Source organism: Pseudoalteromonas maris (assembly GCF_049257235.1).
GTDB lineage: Bacteria > Pseudomonadota > Gammaproteobacteria > Enterobacterales > Alteromonadaceae > Pseudoalteromonas.
In genome coordinates this window covers 93433-116110 of sequence record NZ_JBMMUF010000004.1, presented here as the reverse complement: position 1 = coordinate 116110, position 22678 = coordinate 93433, and the positions used below count along the sequence as shown (strand labels likewise).

At 46.6% G+C, this 22678-nt stretch carries 22 protein-coding genes and 1 other RNA gene; 3 read left to right on the top strand and 20 right to left on the bottom strand.

Features of this window, described 5'->3' with window-relative positions; all coding sequences use genetic code 11:
* Positions 1-17: 17 nt before the first annotated feature.
* Genes ftsA through mraZ form a run of 14 tightly spaced genes read right to left on the bottom strand, consistent with a single transcriptional unit; the run spans position 18 to position 15522 of the window.
* Positions 18-1247 (bottom strand): cell division protein FtsA, encoded by a 1230-nt coding sequence (ftsA, locus tag AAEU32_RS07445; RefSeq protein WP_421969901.1) that lies wholly within the window; start codon positions 1245-1247, stop codon positions 18-20.
* Positions 1244-2023, bottom strand: a complete 780-nt coding sequence (locus AAEU32_RS07440) for a cell division protein FtsQ/DivIB (protein ID WP_421969900.1) — start codon at positions 2021-2023, stop codon at positions 1244-1246. Before AAEU32_RS07440 ends, ftsA begins: the two co-directional genes overlap by 4 nt.
* Positions 2024-2935: a D-alanine--D-alanine ligase gene (locus tag AAEU32_RS07435; protein WP_421969899.1), complete on the bottom strand. Its 912-nt coding sequence runs from the start codon at positions 2933-2935 to the stop codon at positions 2024-2026.
* The gene (gene murC, locus AAEU32_RS07430) at positions 2932-4407 is read right to left on the bottom strand and encodes a UDP-N-acetylmuramate--L-alanine ligase (RefSeq protein ID WP_421969898.1); all 1476 of its coding nucleotides are present in this window, start codon (positions 4405-4407) and stop codon (positions 2932-2934) included. The genes AAEU32_RS07435 and murC overlap by 4 nt, the downstream gene beginning before the upstream one ends.
* Positions 4407-5462 (bottom strand): undecaprenyldiphospho-muramoylpentapeptide beta-N-acetylglucosaminyltransferase, encoded by a 1056-nt coding sequence (murG, locus tag AAEU32_RS07425; RefSeq protein WP_421969897.1) that lies wholly within the window; start codon positions 5460-5462, stop codon positions 4407-4409. Before murG ends, murC begins: the two co-directional genes overlap by 1 nt.
* Positions 5459-6682, bottom strand: coding sequence for a putative lipid II flippase FtsW (gene ftsW / locus AAEU32_RS07420; protein ID WP_421969896.1), 1224 nt, complete (start codon positions 6680-6682; stop codon positions 5459-5461). Before ftsW ends, murG begins: the two co-directional genes overlap by 4 nt.
* The gene (gene murD / locus AAEU32_RS07415) at positions 6679-8007 is read right to left on the bottom strand and encodes a UDP-N-acetylmuramoyl-L-alanine--D-glutamate ligase (protein ID WP_421969895.1); all 1329 of its coding nucleotides are present in this window, start codon (positions 8005-8007) and stop codon (positions 6679-6681) included. The genes ftsW and murD overlap by 4 nt, the downstream gene beginning before the upstream one ends.
* A 3-nt stretch (positions 8008-8010) precedes the next feature.
* Positions 8011-9093, bottom strand: coding sequence for a phospho-N-acetylmuramoyl-pentapeptide-transferase (mraY, locus tag AAEU32_RS07410; RefSeq protein ID WP_421969894.1), 1083 nt, complete (start codon positions 9091-9093; stop codon positions 8011-8013).
* A complete protein-coding gene (locus AAEU32_RS07405) occupies positions 9093-10478 on the bottom strand; it encodes a UDP-N-acetylmuramoyl-tripeptide--D-alanyl-D-alanine ligase (protein ID WP_421969893.1) in 1386 nt (461 codons plus the stop codon). Before AAEU32_RS07405 ends, mraY begins: the two co-directional genes overlap by 1 nt.
* Entirely contained in the window at positions 10475-11944 is a 1470-nt protein-coding gene (gene murE / locus AAEU32_RS07400) for a UDP-N-acetylmuramoyl-L-alanyl-D-glutamate--2,6-diaminopimelate ligase (RefSeq protein WP_421969892.1), read from the bottom strand. Before murE ends, AAEU32_RS07405 begins: the two co-directional genes overlap by 4 nt.
* A complete protein-coding gene (locus tag AAEU32_RS07395; RefSeq protein ID WP_421969891.1) occupies positions 11937-13760 on the bottom strand; it encodes a peptidoglycan D,D-transpeptidase FtsI family protein in 1824 nt (607 codons plus the stop codon). The genes murE and AAEU32_RS07395 overlap by 8 nt, the downstream gene beginning before the upstream one ends.
* Complete coding sequence (ftsL, locus tag AAEU32_RS07390; protein WP_421969890.1) at positions 13757-14083, bottom strand: cell division protein FtsL; 327 nt, start codon at positions 14081-14083, stop codon at positions 13757-13759. The genes AAEU32_RS07395 and ftsL overlap by 4 nt, the downstream gene beginning before the upstream one ends.
* A complete protein-coding gene (rsmH, locus tag AAEU32_RS07385; RefSeq protein ID WP_421969889.1) occupies positions 14080-15018 on the bottom strand; it encodes a 16S rRNA (cytosine(1402)-N(4))-methyltransferase RsmH in 939 nt (312 codons plus the stop codon). The genes ftsL and rsmH overlap by 4 nt, the downstream gene beginning before the upstream one ends.
* Before the next feature lie 45 nt (positions 15019-15063).
* The gene (mraZ, locus tag AAEU32_RS07380; protein ID WP_421970093.1) at positions 15064-15522 is read right to left on the bottom strand and encodes a division/cell wall cluster transcriptional repressor MraZ; all 459 of its coding nucleotides are present in this window, start codon (positions 15520-15522) and stop codon (positions 15064-15066) included.
* A gap of 421 nt (positions 15523-15943) precedes the next feature.
* Here mraZ and AAEU32_RS07375 point away from each other — a divergent pair, with 421 nt between their 5' ends.
* From AAEU32_RS07375 to AAEU32_RS07365, 3 genes are read left to right on the top strand one after another with little or no spacing between them, the layout of a single operon-like run.
* A complete protein-coding gene (locus AAEU32_RS07375; RefSeq protein ID WP_421969888.1) occupies positions 15944-16249 on the top strand; it encodes a DUF883 domain-containing protein in 306 nt (101 codons plus the stop codon).
* Positions 16249-16671, top strand: coding sequence for a hypothetical protein (locus AAEU32_RS07370; protein ID WP_421969887.1), 423 nt, complete (start codon positions 16249-16251; stop codon positions 16669-16671). The genes AAEU32_RS07375 and AAEU32_RS07370 overlap by 1 nt, the downstream gene beginning before the upstream one ends.
* Positions 16658-16897: a hypothetical protein gene (locus tag AAEU32_RS07365; RefSeq protein WP_421969886.1), complete on the top strand. Its 240-nt coding sequence runs from the start codon at positions 16658-16660 to the stop codon at positions 16895-16897. The genes AAEU32_RS07370 and AAEU32_RS07365 overlap by 14 nt, the downstream gene beginning before the upstream one ends.
* A 106-nt stretch (positions 16898-17003) precedes the next feature.
* Here AAEU32_RS07365 and AAEU32_RS07360 read toward each other — a convergent pair whose 3' ends face one another.
* From AAEU32_RS07360 to rsmI, 6 genes are all read right to left on the bottom strand, one after another.
* A complete protein-coding gene (locus AAEU32_RS07360) occupies positions 17004-17984 on the bottom strand; it encodes a glutathione S-transferase family protein (RefSeq protein WP_421969885.1) in 981 nt (326 codons plus the stop codon).
* Between the two features lie 12 nt (positions 17985-17996).
* On the bottom strand, positions 17997-18836 hold the full coding sequence (locus AAEU32_RS07355; protein ID WP_421969884.1) for a pirin family protein: 840 nt from the start codon (positions 18834-18836) through the stop codon (positions 17997-17999).
* Between the two features lie 148 nt (positions 18837-18984).
* Entirely contained in the window at positions 18985-20388 is a 1404-nt protein-coding gene (locus AAEU32_RS07350; protein WP_421969883.1) for an MBL fold metallo-hydrolase RNA specificity domain-containing protein, read from the bottom strand.
* A gap of 125 nt (positions 20389-20513) precedes the next feature.
* Positions 20514-21110 carry a hypothetical protein gene (locus AAEU32_RS07345; protein WP_421969882.1) on the bottom strand — a complete coding sequence of 199 codons (597 nt, stop codon included), beginning with the start codon at positions 21108-21110 and terminating at the stop codon, positions 20514-20516.
* A 242-nt stretch (positions 21111-21352) separates the two neighbouring features.
* Positions 21353-21703: RNase P RNA component class A (gene rnpB, locus AAEU32_RS07340), an RNA gene on the bottom strand.
* A 78-nt stretch (positions 21704-21781) separates the two neighbouring features.
* Complete coding sequence (gene rsmI / locus AAEU32_RS07335; RefSeq protein ID WP_421969881.1) at positions 21782-22651, bottom strand: 16S rRNA (cytidine(1402)-2'-O)-methyltransferase; 870 nt, start codon at positions 22649-22651, stop codon at positions 21782-21784.
* Positions 22652-22678: the final 27 nt, after the last annotated feature.

Sequence of the window (22678 nt, the reverse complement as noted above, 5' to 3'; positions counted from 1 at the left end):
ACTCTCCGACTTGAGTATTAAAACTCACCTTGGAACCACTTCGTAACACGGTTCCACCAGTTACCCTCGTCCGCTTTTGCTTTTGTTGCGTTGATCGACTGCATGGTCCGACCATATTGTAACAAACCTACAGCAGTTGCAAACGAAGGATCGCTAACATAATCAGTTAATCCAGTTATCCCTATAGGACTACCGATCCGAACTGGCATTTGGAAGATGTCTTCAGCCACTTCCAACGCACCAGTCATTTTTGAACTACCACCGGTAATAACTAAACCAGCGGCAATTTGATCCTCAAAACCTGAACGGCGGATCTCTTCGAGCGCCAGTTCAAATAATTCTCTAAAACGCGGCTCTACCACCTCAGACAAAGTGTGGCGCGACATAATGCGTGATGGACGACCACCCACGCTTGGCACTTCAATTTGCTCTTCATTGCTTGCCATTTGGCTACTTGCACACGCATGTTGCACTTTAATAGCTTCAGCATGAGAAATTGGTGTGCGGAAAATTTTGGCAATATCACCCGTTACCTGGTTACCCGCGACTGGAATAACGGCAGAGTGACGCAAGGCACCATTGATATAAATGGTGATATCCATAGTACCGCCACCAATATCAAGCACCGCTACGCCCAATTCTTTTTCATCTTCTGTGAGCACGGAGTAGCATGATGCCAAGGCATTGAAGATAAGTTGGTCAACTTGCAGACCACAGCGCTCAACACATTTTTCAATGTTTTTTGCCATGTCGTTTGAGCAAGTAATAATGTGGGCTTTAGCCTCCATGCGCACACCACTCATGCCAAGCGGGTTTTTAATACCCTCTTGCATATCAATGCTGTATTCCTGTGGTAATGCATGAAGCATTTTACGCTCGGCAGAAATAGGCACTGAGCGTGCGATGTGAATCACATTATCAATGTCTTCATCGGTTACTTCAGTGTTGTTAATTGCAACCACACCCGTTTCGTTTTGACACTGAATGTGTTTACCTGAAATACCTAGATACACTGAACTAATGCGGCAATCAGCCATCAATTCTGCTTCGTCGATAGCGCGACGAATAGACTCTGAGACCAAGTTCAGATCATTTACACCGCCTTTATCCATACCATGGGATACTTGGCGGCCAACACCGACGATGCTGAGCTTATTGTCATCGGTGATCTCTCCAACTGTCGCCACGACTTTTGACGTGCCGACATCCAGACCGATAACAAGGTTACGTTCTACTGACTTGGTCATACCTTACTCTTTTTTTCTTCTTCCGTTACTGCAAGCGGCTTAAACTGCACCGCCAGCCCGGTATCATATCGCAAATCAACAACATCTACCTGCACATCTTGACGTTTTTTCAGATGCGGATAGACATCAATAAATCTTTGCACTCGCTGCGCTTTATCATCACGCCCCAGATTTAAACGAATGCCGTTATCAAGCCACAATTGCCATGCAAATCGCTCTGACAATGCCAAGCTTGAAAGCGTTAATCCATTCACTGCAAACAGCTCGTGAAAACGAGAGAATGTCTGCCATGCTTCAATTTCACTGCCTTCAGGACCAAATAAAGCGGGTAAATCTTTACTCAACTTATGTTGTGGTGCTGAAAACACTTCGCCTTTGGCGTTAAGCAGCTGATCATCATTCCAAAAAGCGACCACATCATGTTCTACCACGTACACTTGCAAGGTGTCGGGCCACTGTTTGCGCACAGAAGCGCTGGCAACCCAAGGTAAATCGGTGACTAGGGTTTGCACTTGCTTTACATCAAGGTCAAAGAAGCTATCTAACTTCGCTTTTTTAATGGCGCTGATGATGTCAGCTTCCTCTGTATACTTTGGCTGTCCTAGCACTTGCAATTGACGCAACTGCGCGTCTTTATCTCGCACTAACCAATCAGAAAAGTTGAAGGTTAGTTTGATAATCAACACCAGTACTACAAGAAAAAAGCTCATGCCGAATAGCAACGACCAATTGGCACGTTGTTTTATGTCGCTCAGCTTTTCTCTTATCACCGCCATTTACAGTGTTTGCTCCAAAATCTTCACTACTAACTGAGTGAAATCTAGGCCCGTCGCTTTTGCTGCCATCGGCACTAACGATTTCTCTGTCATACCCGGTACGGTGTTGACTTCAAGCAAGTAAAACTCGCCATCAGCACCTTGCATTGCATCAACACGGCCCCAGCCTTTTGCGCCGACCAGTGCAAATGCTTTCTCTGCCATATCTTGCAGTTGTGCGCTTTGTGCTGCGGTTAAGTCAGCTGGACAGTAATATTCTGTAGTACTTGATTGATACTTGGCTTCATAGTCATAAAAACCACTTGGTGTACGCATCTCTATCACAGGTAAGGCACTGTCATTTAGCACTGACACGGTGAATTCGCGGCCACTTAGCCACTGCTCAACCAATACTTGATCATCGAACTTGAATGCCGCTTGTAATGCCTGCTCAAGTTCATCTGCACTTGTCGCTTGCGCCATGCCGATACTTGAGCCTTCATGAGATGGCTTAACCATCACATGGCCCAGCTCTGCCATAATCGCTGCGCAGTCATAACCCGCATTTTTATCAACCACTGCATAGGGAGCAGTGCGCAGACCTGCGACTTGGAACAAATGCTTGCAACGAATTTTATCCATCGCCAAAGCCGAACCTAATACACCTGAACCTGTGTATGGCAGCCCCATAAATTCCAATGCGCCTTGCAACGTGCCGTCCTCACCACCACGACCATGCAGGGCGATAAATACGCGGTCAAAGCCACCTTGCGATAACTCGTGCAAAGGGCGACTCGCTGGGTCGAATAAATGTGCATCAACTCCTGCCTCAACGAGCGCGCTGTGCACTGCAGTGCCTGATTTAAGTGACACTTCACGCTCAGCAGAAGACCCGCCTAGTAATACAGCTACTTTGCCAAACTGCCCACTCATGATGCCACCTGCTCTAACTTCTCAATCTGTAATTCTGTTTGTGCCAACTTTTTCACAAGTTGACCTATGTTGCCCGCACCTTGGGTGATAACAAGGTCATCCTCACCAAGAGTGGTTGCTAATACACTTGCGAGTTCATCATGATCAGCGACATGAATTGGCTCAACACCACGCTGGCGTAAACTGCGGCATAAGCTCTTTGAATCAGCGCCCACAATAGGCTCTTCGCCTGCTGCATAAACATCAAGCAAGATAAGTTGATCAACCTCGGCTAATACTTTGACAAAATCTTCGTACAAATCACGAGTACGACTATAGCGATGCGGTTGATAAATCATAATTAGGCGCTTTTGCGGCCAGCCATCACGTGCCGCTTTGATAGTTACAGCCACTTCACTTGGGTGGTGACCATAATCATCAACCAACATGGCTTTACCACGTTCATTGGCAAACTCACCATAGTGCTGGAAGCGACGGCCAATGCCTTCAAACTTCTCGAGTGCACTCAAAATTGCGCTATCACTAATGCCTTCATCTTTAGCAACTGCTATCGCTGCTGTGGCATTGAGGGCATTGTGCTTACCTGGCATATTGAGCTTCACCTCAAGACGCTCGCCTTGTTTTGAGATCACGCTGAACTTGCAGGTACTGGCATCTTGGCTGAAATCTTCAAGACGATAATCAGCATCGTTACTCTCACCATAGGTGGTTACTTGACGTGAGAAACGCGGAATAAGTTCGCGCGCAACAGGCGAGTCAATACATACCACCGCAAGACCGTAGAAAGGCAGATTGTGAATAAACTCCACATAGGTGTCTTTCATTTTTTCAAGACTGCCCTCATAGGTATCCATATGATCTTCTTCGACATTGGTGATCACTGACACCATAGGCTGAAGGTGCAAGAATGATGCATCACTCTCATCTGCTTCAGCGATTAAGAATCGGCTCGAACCCACACGCGCATTACTTCCCGCGCTGTTAAGTAGACCACCAATAATAAAGGTTGGATCTAAGTTTGCCTCAGCGAAGATACTGGCAACTAAGCTTGTTGTTGTGGTTTTACCATGAGTGCCCGCAATGGCGATGCCATGGCGAAAACGCATTAACTCAGCCAACATTTCCGCACGGCGTACAATTGGAATTCGCGCTTGGCGCGCAGCGATGATTTCAGGGTTTTGTTCATTGATAGCTGTAGAAACAACGACTACTGACGCATCTTTTACATTGTTTTGATCGTGGCCAATAAAGACCTCTGCACCTGCTTTAATCAGGCGCTCAGTCATCGCGCTCTGGGCAATGTCTGAGCCTGTGATGCGGTAGCCTTCGTACGCTAAAACTTCTGCGATGCCGCCCATACCGGCACCACCAATTCCTATAAAGTGGATTGTTTCAACGCGTCGCATTGCTCTGCGTTCTGCGCCTTGTTGCTGCGTGCCTTGACGTGAGGCTGTGCTTATTTTTGTTGTCATTAACTGTACTGCTCAATTTGTTTCGCAACTTGCTCGGTTGCGTCGGGCTTGGCTAGGGCTTTCGCACGTTCACCAAACTCACTTATTAATTCTGGTTTTTGGAAATAAGGCGCGAGTAACTCAGTCACTGACACCTTATTAAAGTCGCTTTGGGGCATACATAATGCAGCCTCACCTTCAACTAGATAGCGCGCATTCGCTGTTTGATGATCATCCACTGCATGAGGGAATGGCACAAACAATGCCATCCTTCCTGCTGCTGCAATCTCACTCACTGTCAATGCACCCGCACGACAGATGACAAGATCAGCCCAGCGATAAGCCTCATCCATGTCATCAATAAATTCAGCCACTTTGGCGTCAAGGCCTAGGGCTTGATAGTGCTCATTGACCTTGTTTGAGCGTCCTTTACCGGTTTGGTGCCACACCGATACCGGATATTGTTGCGCAATTTCAGCAAACGTCTCAGGCAACACATCATTAAGTACTTGAGCGCCCAAAGAGCCTCCCACCACTAACACTTTTACTGGCGAGCCAACACTATTTGGTTCTATGCTCAGTAAAGAGCTACGCACGGGGTTACCAACCACAGCAAAATCTCTGTGTGGCAGAGCGCCAGGGAAAGCGCCCAAGCAACTGGTTGCTATTTTTGCCAACAATTTGTTGGTCATACCGGCTACCGCATTTTGCTCATGGATAACCAAAGGAACACCTAAGCTTTTGGCAGCCAAGCCCACGGGGCCTGTAACATACCCACCCATAGTAAGCACTGCACTTGGACGGCGTTGTTTCAATATTTTGCGCGCTTCGAAGAACGCTTTTGCGACCATAAACGGCGCTTTCACTAAACGCTTCAAGCCATTGCCACGAACGCCTTGAGCGCGAATAAAGTCAATCTCGATACCATGATTGGGCACAACCTGTGCTTCCATACGGTCGTCAGTACCAATCCATGACACTTGCCATTGTTTGGCAATGAGGTGCTGCGCTACAGCGATCCCTGGGAAGATGTGCCCACCTGTACCACCTGCTGCGACCACTAAACACTTACTCATGCTGCCTCCTGAACTACTGCGGCAGGACTACTGGCTGTGCGTCGACTCGCACGACCATTACTTCTCGATGTGGCTTGTTTGGTTGCCATCTTGGTTTCAAAATCAATACGCATGAGCACACCTGCAGCAATTGCCATCACTAGCAGGCTTGAACCACCGTATGAAATGAAAGGTAACGTTAATCCCTTCGTTGGCAAAATACCGGCACTGGCTCCGACATTAACCATGCTTTGGAACGCAAACCAAATACCAATTCCCAAAGCAAAGTAGCCTTCAAATTGCAGATCGGCTTTAAGTGCACGTTGGCCAATAAGTAAGGCTCTAAACACTAACGTACCAAGCAACATTAAAACGGTGAATACACCAACAAACCCCAATTCTTCCGCTACAACGGCAAAAATAAAGTCATTATGCGCGTGTGGCATATATTGAAGTTTCTGCACGCTATTGCCAAGGCCCTGACCAAACCAACCGCCCTGACCATAGGCCATCAAAGATTGCACTAATTGGTAACCTTTGCCGAAGGGGTCATCCCAAGGGTCAAGAAAACCGACTACTCGCGCCATACGGTATGGTTCAAGAACAATCAATGAAATAACCAGCGCAAAACCCAATAGAATGAGTGCAAAAAACTGCAATAAGCGAGCACCCGCTAAAAACAGCAAACCGACTGTGGTTACAAACATCACCACAACCGTGCCTAAATCGGGCTGTAGCAAAATCAAAAATGCATAGGCGCCAAGTACACCCAAAGGTTTCACAAAGCCTTTTAAGTTCTTTTGCACTTCATCGCGTTTACGCACCAGATAACCCGCTAGATAACTAAAGAAAAACAGCTTAGCGACCTCGGATGCTTGGATATTAATCGGTCCAAATGGTATCCACCGTTTTGAACCGTTGATCTCATTACCAACCACTAATACCGCGAGCAACAAACCAATGCCCATTAATAACAGATATGGGTTGGCGACTTTCCACCACTGCATTTTCACGCTGGTTGCAATCATAAATAAGAACGCACCGAGCATAATAAACGCGGCTTGACGGTACATGATGTGATATGGGTTATCAAACAAGCGCTCAGCTTCAGGCATTGAGGCACTGGTTACCATGATAAAACCCACACCAATTAAACATATCAAGCTATAAAGCAGTGGCGCATCGTAAAGATGACCTGAGGGCTTTAATTGGAAAAAGTCTTTGATGCCTTCCCACGTCATGATTGCTCCTCCTGCACATGCTGCGCGAAGTCATTACCGCGAACCATATAATTTGGATACATATCTAAACTTGCACAGGCCGGTGCCAACAGCACAATATCGCCACTATGGGCGAGTGATTTTGCCAAACTCACAGCTTCTGCCATGGTTTTGACTTGATGGCTGCCCGCTTTTAATTGTGCAATCGCAGCACCGTCTTTTCCTAAGCAAATCAGCTCATCAACAAAATCACCTAGAGGCTGCTTGAGTCCTGATAAATCAGCGCCTTTGGCATCTCCACCCGCGATGAGGATCAGTTTTCCTGGCTCTTGGGATAAACCACTAATCGCAGCAATGGTAGCGCCCACATTGGTGGCTTTAGAGTCGTTGAAGTAACGTACACCCGCACGCGTATCCACATACTGACAGCGATGGTCTAAGCCTTTAAACTCTTGCAGAGCCCGCTCAAATATACCCGCATCAAATGCAAATTCGTGGCACAGCGCCATAACCGCTAAAATATTAAGACGATTATGCGTGCCCGGTAGAAATGTTTTCGAACAAGCCAAGATAGGCGTATTTTGGTATGCAAAATAGGCCTCGCCTTGGTGGAGCATCACATGGTAGTCAGCATTGTCTAACCCAAAGCTAATCTGTGATTGTGTATCTGCCGGGGTCGTGTCTTCATCATGAGCATTAAATACTGCAAGCTCACAGCCTTTGTAGATTCGCTGTTTGGCAGCAATATAACCGTTCATGTCGTCGTATCTATCCATGTGATCTTCACACAGATTCAAAATACAGGCGGCTTTGGCTTGAAGGCTCGATGTTGTCTCAAGCTGAAAACTTGAAAGCTCTAGCACATATGCGTCCGCATCTTGGGCCAGCAGATCAAGCACAGCGGTACCAATGTTGCCGCCTAAGCCAACATGCAAGCCGCCAAACTCCAGCACATTGGCAAGCAGAGATACCACTGTCGATTTACCATTAGAGCCCGTCACAGCTAGCACTGGTTTGGTGTTGATGCGCGCGAATAGCTCAACATCACCAATCACTTCAACCCCAGCGCTAATAGCCTCTTTTACTTCGGGTGTTGATAACGCCAAGCCTGGGCCAATCAAAATTAAATCAAAATCGCTCAAGTGTGCATCCGCTAACGAACCAAAACGGCGCTCTAGCTGGGGCACTTGGGAGTCAAGCCAAACCCGTGTTGGCACTTGCTCGCGAGAATCAATCAACACCGGCTCTAAACCATGAGCATGCAAAAAGCGCACAGTGCCAAGACCGGAAACTCCAAGCCCCAGCACAGCAATGCGTTTGTCTTTAAGCGTGTCTAAATAGCTCATTGCTTACCTAATCTTCAGTGTTGCTAATCCAGCGAGAACCAGCACTATAGAAATAATCCAAAAACGGACAATAACCCGCGGCTCTGGCCAACCTTTTAATTCGTAATGGTGGTGAATAGGTGCCATACGGAAAATGCGCTCGCCACGCAGTTTGTATGAGCCAACTTGTAATATCACTGACAACGCCTCCATCACGAACACGCCGCCCATAATCACTAACACCAACTCTTGGCGCACTAGAACCGCGATAATGCCAAGGGCACCACCGAGAGCTAGTGAGCCAACATCACCCATAAATACTTGCGCAGGGTACGTGTTAAACCACAGGAAACCCAATCCAGCACCTACAATTGCCGTACACACAACGACTAACTCACTGGTCAGTGGTAGATGCGGTAAATGCAAATAGCTTGAGAAGTTTGCGTTGCCTGTCACATAAGCCATAATCGCCAACGCTGACGCCACTAAAATAGTCGGTACGATAGCCAAGCCGTCAAGACCGTCGGTGAGGTTCACCGCATTGGATGTCCCTACGACAACAAAATAAGTCATCACGATGTAGAACAAGCCCAACTGCGGCATCACATCTTTGAAAAAAGGCACAATCAGTGCTGTTTCAGCCGCTTGTTGTGAGCTTGCATACAAAGCAAACGCAACAATCAAAGCAATAACCGATTGCCAAAAGTACTTCCACTTTGCAATCAGACCTTTAGGATCTTTGCGGATCACTTTACGGTAGTCATCAATAAAGCCAACGATGCCCAGTGAGCCGATTACGAACAAGGTTGCCCAGACGTATTTGTTGCTCAAGTCCGCCCACAGCAATGTGCTGGCAAAAATAGAGCCTAAAATTAGCAAGCCACCCATGGTTGGCGTACCTGATTTGCTCAAATGCGACTGCGGTCCATCATCACGCACTGTTTGACCAATTTGCATGCGCTGAAGCGCTCTGATCAGCTTGGGACCAAAGTACAAAGACAACATCAATGCGGTCAAAATACCGAGAATGGCTCGCACCGTTAAATATGAAAAAACATTAAACCCACCGTAGAACTGGGTTAGGTATTCAGCTAGCCAAACTAACATTACTTCTCTCCCTCGCTGGCTAACTGTGTGCCATGCGCAACTAAATCTTCAACCAAAAGCTCCATGCGAGAACTGCGTGATCCCTTCACGACTACCGTTATTTTTTCTTGTGTATGTCGGAAGTCCGCAAGCATTTGCTCAAGTAGTTGGTCGCGCCCAGAAAAGTGGCGTGCAGGTTGTTCATAGACATCACTGGCGTAACGGCTTAATACGCCCAGAGAGTAGACGGCTTCAATACCTTTTTGCTTGGCATACTCGCCAACTTGTTGATGATATTCACGTGCCCCGTCGCCGAGTTCGTTCATATCACCGAGCGCCAACACCCGATATCCGGGGACGTTAGCAAGTAAATCAATGGCAGCTTGTACCGACCTCACATTGGCATTGTAAGTATCATCAATGACTGTGAGCTGACTTGTGACTTCTTTGAGGTTCACGCGTCCTTTGACTGGCTGCATGTTGGTAATACCTTTTGCCACATCTGCAAGGTTACATCCCACACCACTGGTGAGTGCTGCTGCAATAATGACATTGGTAACATTGTGCTCACCTGGCATTGGCAAGCTGATTTGCACGCGCTCATCTGCGGTGCATAACATAAATGTTGGGCGGGCAAAAGCATCGAGGGTGACATCTTCGGCCCACACATCAAGCTGCTCAGTGCGTGATATTTGTTTTACTTTGCGCGCCCCCATAGCATCAAGCCACTGTTGCTTGAATTCGCTATCAGCATTAATGACAGCTAAGCCATTGTCGGGCAACCCTTGGAATATTTCACCTTTGGCTGTGGCAACGCCTTGCAGGGAACCAAATCCCTCAAGATGAGCTTCAGCAACGTTGCAGACCACGGCCACATCAGGCTTTGTCAGAGAAACGGTATAGGCAATTTCACCAATGTGGTTGGCACCGAGTTCAATCACTGCATACTCGTGATGCTCTTCAAGACGTAACAAGGTCAGTGGTACACCAATGTCATTGTTGAAGTTCCCGTTGGTAGCAAGCACTGAGCCCTTGGTCGCTACGATCGCAGCGCACATTTCTTTGACTGTGGTTTTACCTACACTGCCTGTGATTGCGATGGTTTTAGGCGCTACTTGTGCTTTTACTGCCGCACCAATCACTCCCAGCGCAATACGAGTATCTTGCACCACGAGTTGCGGTAAATTTGTTTCCACTTGATGATCAACAATAACAGCCACCGCACCTTGCTGCTCGGCAACATCAATGAACTTATGGCCATCAAAGTTCGGTCCTTTAAGTGCCAAGAACACTTCGCCTTGTTTAAGCGTACGGGTATCGGTGTTGATATTGGTAACATCACAGTTATCACCAATAAGACTGATTTCAAGTGCCTTGGCTAGCCAGTTTAAATCCATCTTGATCATACGCGGCCTCCTTGTGCCAATACTTGCTGTACAAGTGCTCGGTCACAAAACGCCAATGTTTGATCGCCAATAATCTGATAATCTTCGTGGCCTTTTCCCGCAACCAATACAATGTCACCCGGTTGCGCTTGGGTAATAGCCATAGTGATGGCTTTTGCTCTGTCTACTTCGTACTGCACGTCCACGTTGGCACTAAAACCTGTTTTTATATCGTCTAAAATCGCTTGTGGGTCTTCACTGCGCGGATTATCACTGGTTACAACAATGCGCTGGGCATATTTTTGTGCCGCTTTAGCCATCATCGGGCGCTTGCCTTTATCTCTGTCACCGCCACAACCAAACACGCAAGTCACTTTCCCTTTGGCATGATTGTGTAACGCTTTGAGTGCCAGCTCCAGTGCGTCTGGGGTATGGGCATAATCAACAACACACGTTGGGCCGTTGTTCGCTGTGTAAGCTTGCATACGACCAGCAATCGGCTGTAATTGCTTACAGCCATCTAGTAGCTGCGCCAATGGGTAACCTAATCCCAATAAGGTGGCCATGGCACCGCAGGCGTTGTAAAGATTGAATTCACCATACAGAGGTAACTCAATGTCGCCATCCCCCCAGCTGCTGCTGATGTGTGCCTTTATGCCATTTGGCAAAAAGGTAACGTCATCGAAATACACATATTGACCTTGCTGTGGTGGTAGCGTTTTGCGGCCGTAACAAATAAGCAATTCAAACGGATACTTCTCTATCCACTGTTGGGCAACACCATCATCTTGATTGAGCACCACAAACTCGGCGTCACAGTCACGCATTAAAATAAGTTTGGCATCAGCATAGCTTTGCATATCGCCATGATAGTCAAGGTGATCTCGAGATAGATTGGTGAATACAGCCGCTTTAAAACGACTGTTGCTAACGCGCCCTTGGATTAATCCATGAGACGATACCTCCATCGCCACCAAGTCTTTTTGTTGTTCTTTTAGCTGCGCAAATATCTGTTGTAATTCCACACTCGAAGGAGTGGTGTTAGCCAGTGTATGCAAGTGCTCAGGCTCACCCCATCCGAGTGTACCGATTATCGCGGAGCTCTTAGCGCAGTGCTTGGCCAAATGGGCAATCATTGCCGTTGTCGATGATTTACCATTGGTGCCGGTCACACCGACTAAATCAAAGGCATGACTTGGCTGACCATAAAATTGTGCAGCTAGCTCGCTCAAACGTAGACTCAAGCGCTCCACAACAATCACGCGTTCATCTTGGTAATTTAATTCGCAGCGAGCATCTGCTATCACTGCATTAGCGCCGCGCTCAATTGCTTGCTTTACAAACTGACCACCATCAAGCTGATGACCTTTGATTGCGACAAACACATCGCCGCTACTCACGCGACGACTATCTAGTTGTAACTCATTAACCAAGCCTATCTCGGTATCTATTCCCCAAGGGGCGAGTACTTCGCGAAGATTACGCATCTCCACCTCCTTTTACTGCTAGGTTGGCAACGGGTTCTAAATCTGGCGCCACGTTCAAAATACGCAGCGCATTGGAAATAATTTCAGCGAAGGCAGGGCCTGCAGTAGCACCGCCATAATACACATCACCGCCCGGTTCGTTGATCATCACGACCACCGCAAGACGTGGATCGCTCACAGGGCCTATGCCAGCAAAATAACCAACATATTCATCACCATAACCGCCAGCAACCGCCTTTTTCGAGGTTCCTGTTTTTCCGGCAACGCGATAACCATCCACTTTCACTTTCGATGCTGTGCCGCCTTTTTCGAACACACTTTCCATCATTTCAACCACAGATTTTACATCGTGCTCTTGGAAAACGCGCTCCCCATGCATGGGCTGTTCTTGTTTTAAAATGGTCAATGGACGGGAAATACCACCTGAACCCAAAGTGGCATAAAAGCGCGCAAGCTGTGCAGTGCTTACTGAAATGGCATAGCCGAATGATAAGGTCGCAATTTCGAAATCTGACCAACGGCGGTTCGGGTAGAACAAGCCGCTGCTTTCACCGACCATCCCAGTGCCCGTGTCACTGCCAAAACCAACACGCTCAAACAAACCTACGAAGTAATCTTTAGGCAAATCTTGGGAGATCTTTGCGACCCCCATGTTGCTTGAGACTTTTAAGATTTCACGCAACGTCATCTCGCCATGGTTTTGCGTATCTTGAACTAAACTTCCGCCGACGCGCATCCACCCTGGATACGTATCAATGGTGTCATGTGCGCGAATATTGCCGTAGTCCATACCAGCCAAAATCGACAACGGTTTAATCGTTGAGCCGGGCTCAAATAAATCGGTGATAGCGCGGTTACGACGCTTGTGTGGCGCAGCATCTTCGAGATTATTAGGGTTGAACGATGGGCTATTCACCATCGCCAAAATTTCACCCGTTTTGACGTCAACCACCATCGCCGAACCTGACGTAGCCTTGTACGTGAGCACTGCAGATTTTAATGCTTTATAGGCAATAACCTGAATACGCTGATCGATAGATAACTGAATGTTCTCAGGTTCTACGCGTTGGCGTTCATCAAGTACAGCGACTTCACGACCTCGCGCATCTTTACGAATAGTGCGGCGGCCTTCTGTGCCAGTCAGTGCTTCATCATAGAGCTTTTCAATACCTTCGATACCGTGGCCGTCAATATTGGTAAAGCCAAGTACGTGAGCAGTTACCTCACCAGCAGGGTAGTAACGTTTTGATTCATCGAGTAGGTGTACGCCTGGTAGATTCAGATCATCAATATAATTGGCAACCGCAGGAGTCACTTGGCGTTTTAAGTAAATAAAACGGCGGTCTTTATCGCCCGTCAAACGAGTATCAACATTAGTACGCTCAAGACGCAAAACGTCGGCCAGTTCACGCCAACGCATATCTTGTTTGTAGAAATCAGCTTTGAGCTTGGCCAACTGGGCTGGCCTATCGAGTATGTCTTGTGGGTCCTGCCCTTGCTTTTTGGCTCTGGCAGTCACTTTTCGTTGTAGGTATTTATCTATCGCTTTTGGGTCAGCATAGACACTCACTACGGGCACACTGACCGCAAGCTCTTTGCCTTGACGGTCAAAGATCATGCCTCGTTGCACATGAAGCTTTTCAATACGTACCGTACGTTTGGCGTTTTCACTACGCGCTTTATCAGGCTCAATGACTTGTAAGTAAGCGGCACGCGCAACAAGGGTGACAAACACCAACACCACAGCACCGCATACAAGTAAAAAGCGCCATGTTATTAGGTTATTTGCTGCCTTTTTGCGTTTGCTGGCATTCATTGCACGATCACCACTTCTTCATCTTCGCTGGTTGGGCGTTTCATATTTAATTGTTCTGTTGCAATTTGCTCAATACGAGCGTGTTGCGAGTAAAACTCTTCTTCAACTAACAAGTAGCGCCAATTTAAATCGAGTTCATCGCGCTCTTGTAATAGCTTGTCTTGCGCAATCAATTTTGCGCGTGATAAATGCGTCACCTGTACGATGGCAAACGCAGTTACCAAGATAGAAAAAAGCAGCCCCAACGTTATTTTATGGTCAAACAATCCCCGTATAATTTCGACGAAGAGATTTGGATGGCGTCTTGTTTGTTGTTGGCTCATCCCAATCTCTCGGCTACACGTAGGACGGAGCTGCGCGCACGGCTATTGCGAGCGATTTCTTCATCGCTCGGCTTAATGGCTTTGCCTACTGCCTTTAACGTCAACTGCTGTTTTAGTTGTGCGTCTGTTAACGGCAGACCTCTAGGCACAGCCTCTCCCTTGCTCTGTTTTTTAATAAACTGTTTTACAATTCTGTCTTCCAATGAGTGGAAGGAAATTACCACTAATCGACCACCTGGCTTTAGTACTTCAAGTGATGCTTGTAGCGCTGTTTGAATCTCTTCAAGCTCGCTGTTGATATAAATACGGATCGCTTGGAACGTACGTGTTGCTGGGTGCTTATGCTTGTCTTTTACAGGCACCGCTTCATCAATTAACTGCGCCAGTTGCGCCGTTGATGTAATCGCTGTGTGCTCACGTGTTTCTATGATTTTGGTGGCAATTCGACGAGCGAATTTTTCTTCACCGTATTTTTTAAACACAAACACCATGTCTTCAAGCTCAGCTTCTTCAAGCCACTGAGCCGCGCTACGACCTTGTGTCGGGTTCATGCGCATATCCAACGGGCCGTCTTTCATGAAACTAAAGCCACGGTCAGCGTCATCTAACTGTGGTGACGAAACGCCGATGTCCAACAAAATTCCGTCCACCTTGCCTGTAAGTCCTTGCTCACGGGCCACTTCATCAAGACGTGAAAAACGGCTATGTGCAATGCTAAAACGTGCATCATCAGCAAAGCGCTCAGCGGCTTTAATCGCTGTAGGATCTTGGTCAATGGCTTGTAAGCGTCCGTTTTCCCCCAAACGCGCGAGAATTTCTGCTGAATGGCCGCCACGGCCAAAAGTACCATCGATGTAGATGCCGTCTGGCTTAATCGCTAGTGCTTCGATGGTTTCCGTCATTAACACGGAAATATGTTGAAATTCTTCGCTCATGCGTTACTCATACCCTTTGGATTTGTGGTGGATTTATCCGCCGGTTTAGAATGAAAAATCAGCAAGATCATCATCCTGTTCAAATTCTTGTCCTAGCTCGAGGGCAATGTCGTTTTGCATTTGCTGCTGCCACAATGTTTCATCCCAAATCTCAAACTTATTGAGCTGTCCCACCAGCACGATTTTCTTACCCAACTGGGCATAATCACGCAGATTAGGCGCAAGCAGTACACGGCCATTTTTATCAAGTTGGTAGTCCATGGCGTTACCCAAAACCAAACGTTGCATACGCTTGGCTCGTGGTTTCATGTTTGACAGAGATGCGAGGCGTTGTTCAACGAGTTGCCACTCACTTAGGGGATACAGCAATAAACACGGATCACTGATATTAATGGTGCATATAATTTCGCCGCCATGATCCGCAAGCAGCTGATTACGATACTTGGTAGGTATCGCAAACCTGCCCTTGTCATCAAGGCTGAGTGTGCTTGTGCCGCGAAACATATGTGATATGCCATCCGTTTTGTTGCTGTTATTTTTTGCAGGCTGTTGATCCACATTGATCCACAATTACCCACAATTTCCCACTGAACTACAGTCTAGGGCTTGACAAGGCTTTTTGTCAAGCAATGAAAATATCTTGACCCGCGCTTAAGGCCAGAAAAAATGCGGTCTGAAGGGAAGTTTATGAATTAGGTGGAAAAAAGTGGATCAGAATCTTACCCAGAACAAACAAGATTATTTTTTAAACAAAAACCTGTTTTCAATTAACGTAATCTAATGATGCAAAATAGGTACAAAATGATAATTTTATACTAGCCTTAAAGGAGTAATTTTAACTGACGCTAAGTGTATGTTTTCACATCCATTGTAAACACACATCGCGTGCTTAAGTTTCGCCCAATTTGGTTTTTAGGAGAGCACAGTGAATAACAACCCAGAGCAATCTCAAGGTAATAATTACCCATCCCCTACAACTCAAGAAGCAGCAAAAGTGGCACATGAAGCAATTGATAAATTTGCAGCTAAGGCAGCGAGTGCCGAAGAATATGTGCGCACCCAAGCAACACAATCATCTGCACGTGCAACCGAGCAAAAACAGCAACTTGAGCATGATCTAGCGGAATCAATCGCTAAAACCAAAGGTTTTATCAAGGAGAACCCATTGCTTTGTGCTGGCCTAGCCTTTTTAGCTGGCATGATATTTTCATCATTATTGAGCCGCAAATAATGGACTCATCAGCAAACACGCACACTCAAAAGCCCGAAGATGATGTTACTTTTAGTGCTTTGAAGGCTGCTCTCACTCGCTATCTATCTCACCATGCGGCTCAAGCTCAGTGTGTAAGTGAGTTAGCGAAAACAGAAGCGCAACTTAGCCTTCGCGCTGTTGTGACCATTATTGCCCTCATTGTGGTGATGGCGGTGAGTGCCACATTCATATGGTTTAGCGCACTTGCAGCTATCGGTTATGGCATTTTTTCGCTATGGCACTCGCTATTGCTTAGTGTCACCGTAGTTATTGCTTTGCAAATTCTGTTCATTTGGTGGTTAGCCATGCAGCTAGTTGATGCTATTGCCCATATTGGCTTTAGTAAAACCTTGCATGTGCTCACATCTAAACACTCGAAGGAAAAAGATGATGCTGAGTAAACTTCTATTTGAGAAGCACAGTGCTTATGCACAGCTGCTGCAAGAGCAAGCGCTAATTAGAAAGCAGTTATTAGCCATTGAAAAAACTGAGCTCAAAGAGCAAGTGGGTACTTTGGCAACTCAGCCACCAGGACTCATCGCGGCGTTTTTGGCGGGGGTCTTAATAGGCTTTGCGAGAAATAGTCTCGTCCGTGATGCGTTTCGCGTTGCAAAGTTGCTGCTGTAACAAAAACGCCAGCATGATGCTGGCGTTTTTGTTACAGCAGCATAAATATGTGGTCATATATAGCGCTGGATAAATGATGTGCTAGTTAAGTTGATTGGTATAACCATCACTTCATAAAGGTTCTATTGTGAGGGCGAGTGTAATCCACTTTGGGACCCACTGGCACAACCTGAGTAGGATTAATCATCGTGTGGCTAAAGTAATAATGACGCTTGATATGCTCAAAATTAACGGTCTGCGCCACGTGCGGCACTTGATATAAGTCGCGAACATACTGAGAAATGTTCTCATAACTCTCGATCATGCGCTGATTACACTTAAAGTGCCCAAAGTACACCGCATCAAAACGAATTAAAGTCGTAAATAGACGCCAATCCGCCTCGGTAAGTTGCTCACCTACAAGATAACGTTGCTTGCTTAAACGTGTTTCTAACGTATCCAATGCAGCAAACACGCTCTCATACGCTTGCTCATAGGCCGCCTGTGTTGTCGCAAACCCGGCTTTATAAACCCCATTGTTGATTTTGTCATAAACAAAATCGTTCACTTCATCGATTTGCTCACGTAAAGATGCTGGGTAAAAATCGAGTTGATTGTCAGTTAAATGGTTAAATGCACTGTTAAACATACGGATGATCTCCGCTGACTCATTACTCACAATACGCTGTTGCTGCTTATCCCAAAGCACGGGAACGGTTACTCTGCCACTGTATTTGGCATTATTACGCGTATAAATTTGATGCATAAACTGGCTTTGATACAGGCTGTCTCCTGTACTTCCAGTAGCTGTATCGAACGTCCATCCGTGCGCCAGCATGTCAGGACTCACTACTGACACACTAATATAGTCTTCTAAGCCCTTTAGCGCTCGAAAGATAAGCGTGCGATGTGCCCAAGGACACGCCAAGGACACATACAAATGATAACGGCCTTTTTCAGCCTTAAAACCCGCTTCACCGCTTGGGCCAGCACTCCCATCGGCTGTGATCCAATTGCGCAGCTGCGCACTTTCGCGTTTAAACTGGCCCTTATTAGCACTGGTGTCATACCACTTGTCGTGCCATTGACCTTCTACAAGTAAACCCATGTGACCTCCTCGCTAGCTTATCGCGCCGAAGCGCCCATTTCGATAATCTTCTACAGCTTGGTGCAGCTGCTCTTTGGTATTCATTACAAACGGTCCCCAATGCGCTATTGGCTGGCGCAGAGGTTGGCCTCGTAATATTAAAAAGCCACTTTGTTCATCGCTACTAGCATGCAGTGGTGAGCGAGGGTCGAGCACAAATAGCGTCCCTTGCTCATAGGTATTGCCATCCACTTTTAACGACCCTGAGTGGATATACACCAATGCTGTTTCGCTGTTCAGTGCACCCATTTTAAAGTGAGCGCTCGCTTGCATTGAAACATCACCTATCGCTGCCTCACTAGATAAGCGTGTAAGCGGTGACTGCACCACTTCGCTGGCAAAGTGCCAGTGCCCTGCTAATGCTTTGAGCGTCGCACCTTGACCATTAGCGTGCTCAGGTAAGCCACCGTCTGTCGAGTCTTGATACGAGGGTTCATTCATTTTGTCTTTGGCGTCCATGTTTATCCATATTTGAAAGCCATGAAGACCCTGTGCCTCGGCTAATGGCATTTCGCTATGAACAACCCCTCGCCCTGTGCTCATCCACTGCACATCACCACTACGAATCGCCTTCTTGTTGCCCATTTGATCTTGGTGTTCAAATCCACCTTTAATAATGTAGGTGAATGTTTCAATGCCCCGATGTGGGTGCGCAGGAAAGCCACCGATAAAATCTTGGCGATTATCCGACTTCAGTTCGTCTATCATCAAAAAAGGATCAAGTAAGCGACCATCAAAGCCAGCGATGCGTTGGATGTTAACGCCATCGCCATCTTGAGTAGGCTGAGCTTTTAGCGCTTGTAAGATTTTCATACACACCTCCAAAAAATATGGGGTCTAGTTTAGTGTGCATTTTTGTTAAATGTAATGCGGGAAATTAGCATAAACGACGCTAAAAATTAGCATACTCATAAAGCCGTATAGGTTGCCTTTGGTGGTGGCTATGCACAGATACCATACCTTAAAAAGAAATAGCCTCACCTAAAACAGGAACATCTGCATGAATGTTGTGCACATGGTCAAGGCGACTCGCTAATGTCTGCAAGGCGTCAAACTCGCCATGAACAAGCACTACTTTGGGATTTGATTTAAAATGGGTAAGCCAATCAATCAGTGCCCGCTGCCCAGCATGAGCAGAGAATCCACCAAGCGTTTCAATGTTAGCTTTGACGATAATATCATCGCCAAACAATTTAACGTGTCCTGCGCCTTCAACCAAAATGCGCCCAAGCGTACCATTTGCTTGATAACCCACAAAAATAATCGTGTTACGACTATCCCATATGCGATGTTTAAAGTGATGAGTAATACGCCCTCCTGTACACATGCCACTCCCTGCAATAATCAGCGCACCTTTACTTATTTTGTTTATCGCCATTGAATCTTCTGCAGCCACCATGAGGTGAAGCTTTGAAAGAAAGTCTTTCAGTAACGTTTGCTCGCCAGTGCACAGTGTTTTTACTCCCTCACAGTCCAGTATGGGCAACCACTGATCATAAACACTGGTTACCTCTATCGCCATTGGACTGTCGAGAAATATCTGCCAATTATCCAACTCCCCCGCTTGTTGCAACTTACCCAAATACATTAGTAACTCTTGCGTTCTACCTACGGCAAAGGCAGGGATCATTACGTTACCACCTTTTGCAAATGCGTCTTTTAATATTTCTTTGAACTGGGTTTGCGTATCCCCAAGCGATTTGTGCTCGCGATCGCCATAAGTGCCCTCCATCAGCACAATATCAGCATGCTCCAACAGTGTTGGGTCATTCATGAGTAACGTGTCTTTGTTACCGAGATCACCTGAGAACACTAACGTCTTTTGCACACCTTCATCATTAAACTTCAACTCAATAATGGCTGAGCCAAGAATATGACCCGCGTCATAAAAACATACGCTAGCGTCATGAGTTATGCTTGTTGTCTTTTTATAGGGCAAAGGTTTAAGTAGCTCTAAAACATTGAGTACATCTTCTTTAGCGTACTGAGCGACTATTTCAGGTTTACCTTTGCGTGCACGCTTGCGGTTCTCTCGACGCAAGTCACTTTCGTACAAACTCCATGCGTCAAACAACATAATGGGGAGCAACTGCGCGGTAGCTTGAGTGCAATAAATCGGCCCATCGAAACCGTCATGTACTAAAGAAGGTAGACGGCCACTGTGATCTAAATGCGCATGAGAGAGCACAACCATATCTACCGTGCTCGGAGTAAATTCAAATTGATCGCGAGAAATGAGATGTTTTGCCCTGATCCCTTGATGTAACCCGCAATCAAGTAGGAGTTCACCAAATGCGTCTGAGCGCACCAAGTGACATGACCCTGTCACCTCTTGCGCCGCACCATGAAATGTAATAGTTGCCATTGATTTCACTCACAAAGTCGTTGGGCTGAATAGCCAATAGATTATTGTAAGTTTAGCGATATATGAGTAAATCGCTGTGATTATGCACTAATAATTATTAGTCAACACAATACTCGCGATTGTAATCAATCACTGATAGTGAATTCGATATGGTATGCACTCTCGCCCGGTCCATCTGGTTTGCCTGGCCAATAGAAGCGACTCTTGATAACTGCTTTATGCTTCATCACTGCCGCCTTAAATGATTTATGATCAGCGATAGAAGAGGGCTTAATATCAACAGCATAACGCCCTTTCAGGGGCACATGCGCCATTTGATTACGCTGCTCCCCCATTGCTGCAACCTCAGTTAAGATAACCTGCGTCATTTGGCTAATTGATTTTTCTCTGTTGCCCCCGTCGGTAATGGCCTCGATAGCTGCATCACCGATAGAGTCATAAGACATTAATGCGCACGCCTTACGCACAGAAAACGTCGAGCAATCAGCACATTTACAATTTGCCGCCCCTGCAGCTAAGTAGTAATCATACATAACCTGTGCCTGCTTCGCCGCGCTGCGACTGCCGGATGATATACTGAGTGAGTCTAGCTTTGCTGTTTGGGCTATCTCTTGTAAATATTTAACCACCTCTTGAGGTGCCTTGTGTGCCCCCTCAACAGTGACGGCCAAACTACTGCAACTAACCAGTGTAAAAAGTATGAATACAAATATTCTGCGCATAGTCATCCTTGCTTGTGTGGTAATGAGCAATATGTAGGTATGGTTTTCTTTTATTAATGGCTTCAGATTTTCTTGATGCGCATTAACAAAGAGCATTTTTTATGACAGCTAACCACTATTTTTTATAGGTTGGCACACATCACACAAAAAGTGAAAAAGGAAATGCCCTGGCAGATGATTGAATTGGCGAGAATTTTAGAAAGCCGCTTGTTTTACATAAGCAAATCAAGCGGCTACTAAAATTGATGAGTCAGCTTATAAGCCGGGTTCTGTCGTGGATAATCATTCGTCTAGGCCTTGGATCACTCCAAGGCTCAAGCAACCTACCCGGTTCCGATGTGGGCCACACCATAAGGAACCCTATTTGGTCTTGCTCCGGGTGGAGTTTACCTTGCAACCAACTGTTACCAGTGGCCCGGTGCGCTCTTACCGCACCCTTTCACCCTTACCAACCGAAGTTGGCGGTCTCCTCTCTGCTGCACTTGTCGTAGGCTTGCGCCCCCCAGCCGTTAACTGGCACCCTGCCCTGTGGAGCCCGGACTTTCCTCCCCCTGATCATTTTCGTCACAGGCAGCGATTATCTAGCCGACTCTGCGCGGTATTATACTTATTTACCTGAAACTAGCTAGGCGAAGTTGAACCTAGCCATGAGATACTTTTACTTAAAGAGGCTATTGCTGTTCTAAGATACTCTTATAGAGCGCATTTTTCTTAAGGCCAAAATATTCAGCAGCAATGCCACAGGCTTTCTTAAGCGGCATATCAGCCTTTAATAGCTCAATTAATTTCAGTGCCTCAGGATTAATGTCACTGCTTTGGTCAGGCTGACCCGGTAGCATCAACACAATCTCGCCTTTTTGACGTGCAGTGTCTTGCTCTAAAAATGCAATCAGCTCTGTCACAGTGCCATTAAAAAAGGTTTCAAAGCTTTTGGTTAGTTCTTTAGCTAGCACCACTTGCTGATGGGCACCCAACGCCTCTTTTAAATCATTGAGACTCGCCATGATTCGGTGCGTACTCTCGTACATAATACTGGTCATGCCAGACTCATAAGCTCGGGTGTAAAACTCCTGTCGCGCCTTACTTTTGGCTGGCAAAAAGCCCACGAACTGAAACTTATCTGTTGGTAACCCAGAGCAACTCACCGCAGCTATCGCCGCGCACGCGCCAGGAATTGGCGTAACGGTAGCACCTTGTTCACGACATAAACTAACTAGGGCGTAGCCAGGGTCGCTGATAAGTGGCGTTCCTGCATCACTCACCAACGCCACATTCAACCCTTGCGATAACCAATCAACAACCTGCTGTGCTTTTTGCTTCTCGTTATGGTCATGCAGGGCCATTGTACGCTTACTGATCCCCAAATGAGACAGAAGCTTTGCTGTATGGCGTGTGTCTTCAGCCGCTATTAAGTCCACCTCTGATAGGGTCTTGATGGCACGCTGGCTAATGTCTTCCAAATTACCGATGGGCGTGGCAACAATATATAATGTTCCCGCACTGGTGTGTTGAAGATCGGTTGAAATATCCACATTGGACATTGAGCTCTCCTGCATCAGTCAGTAAGA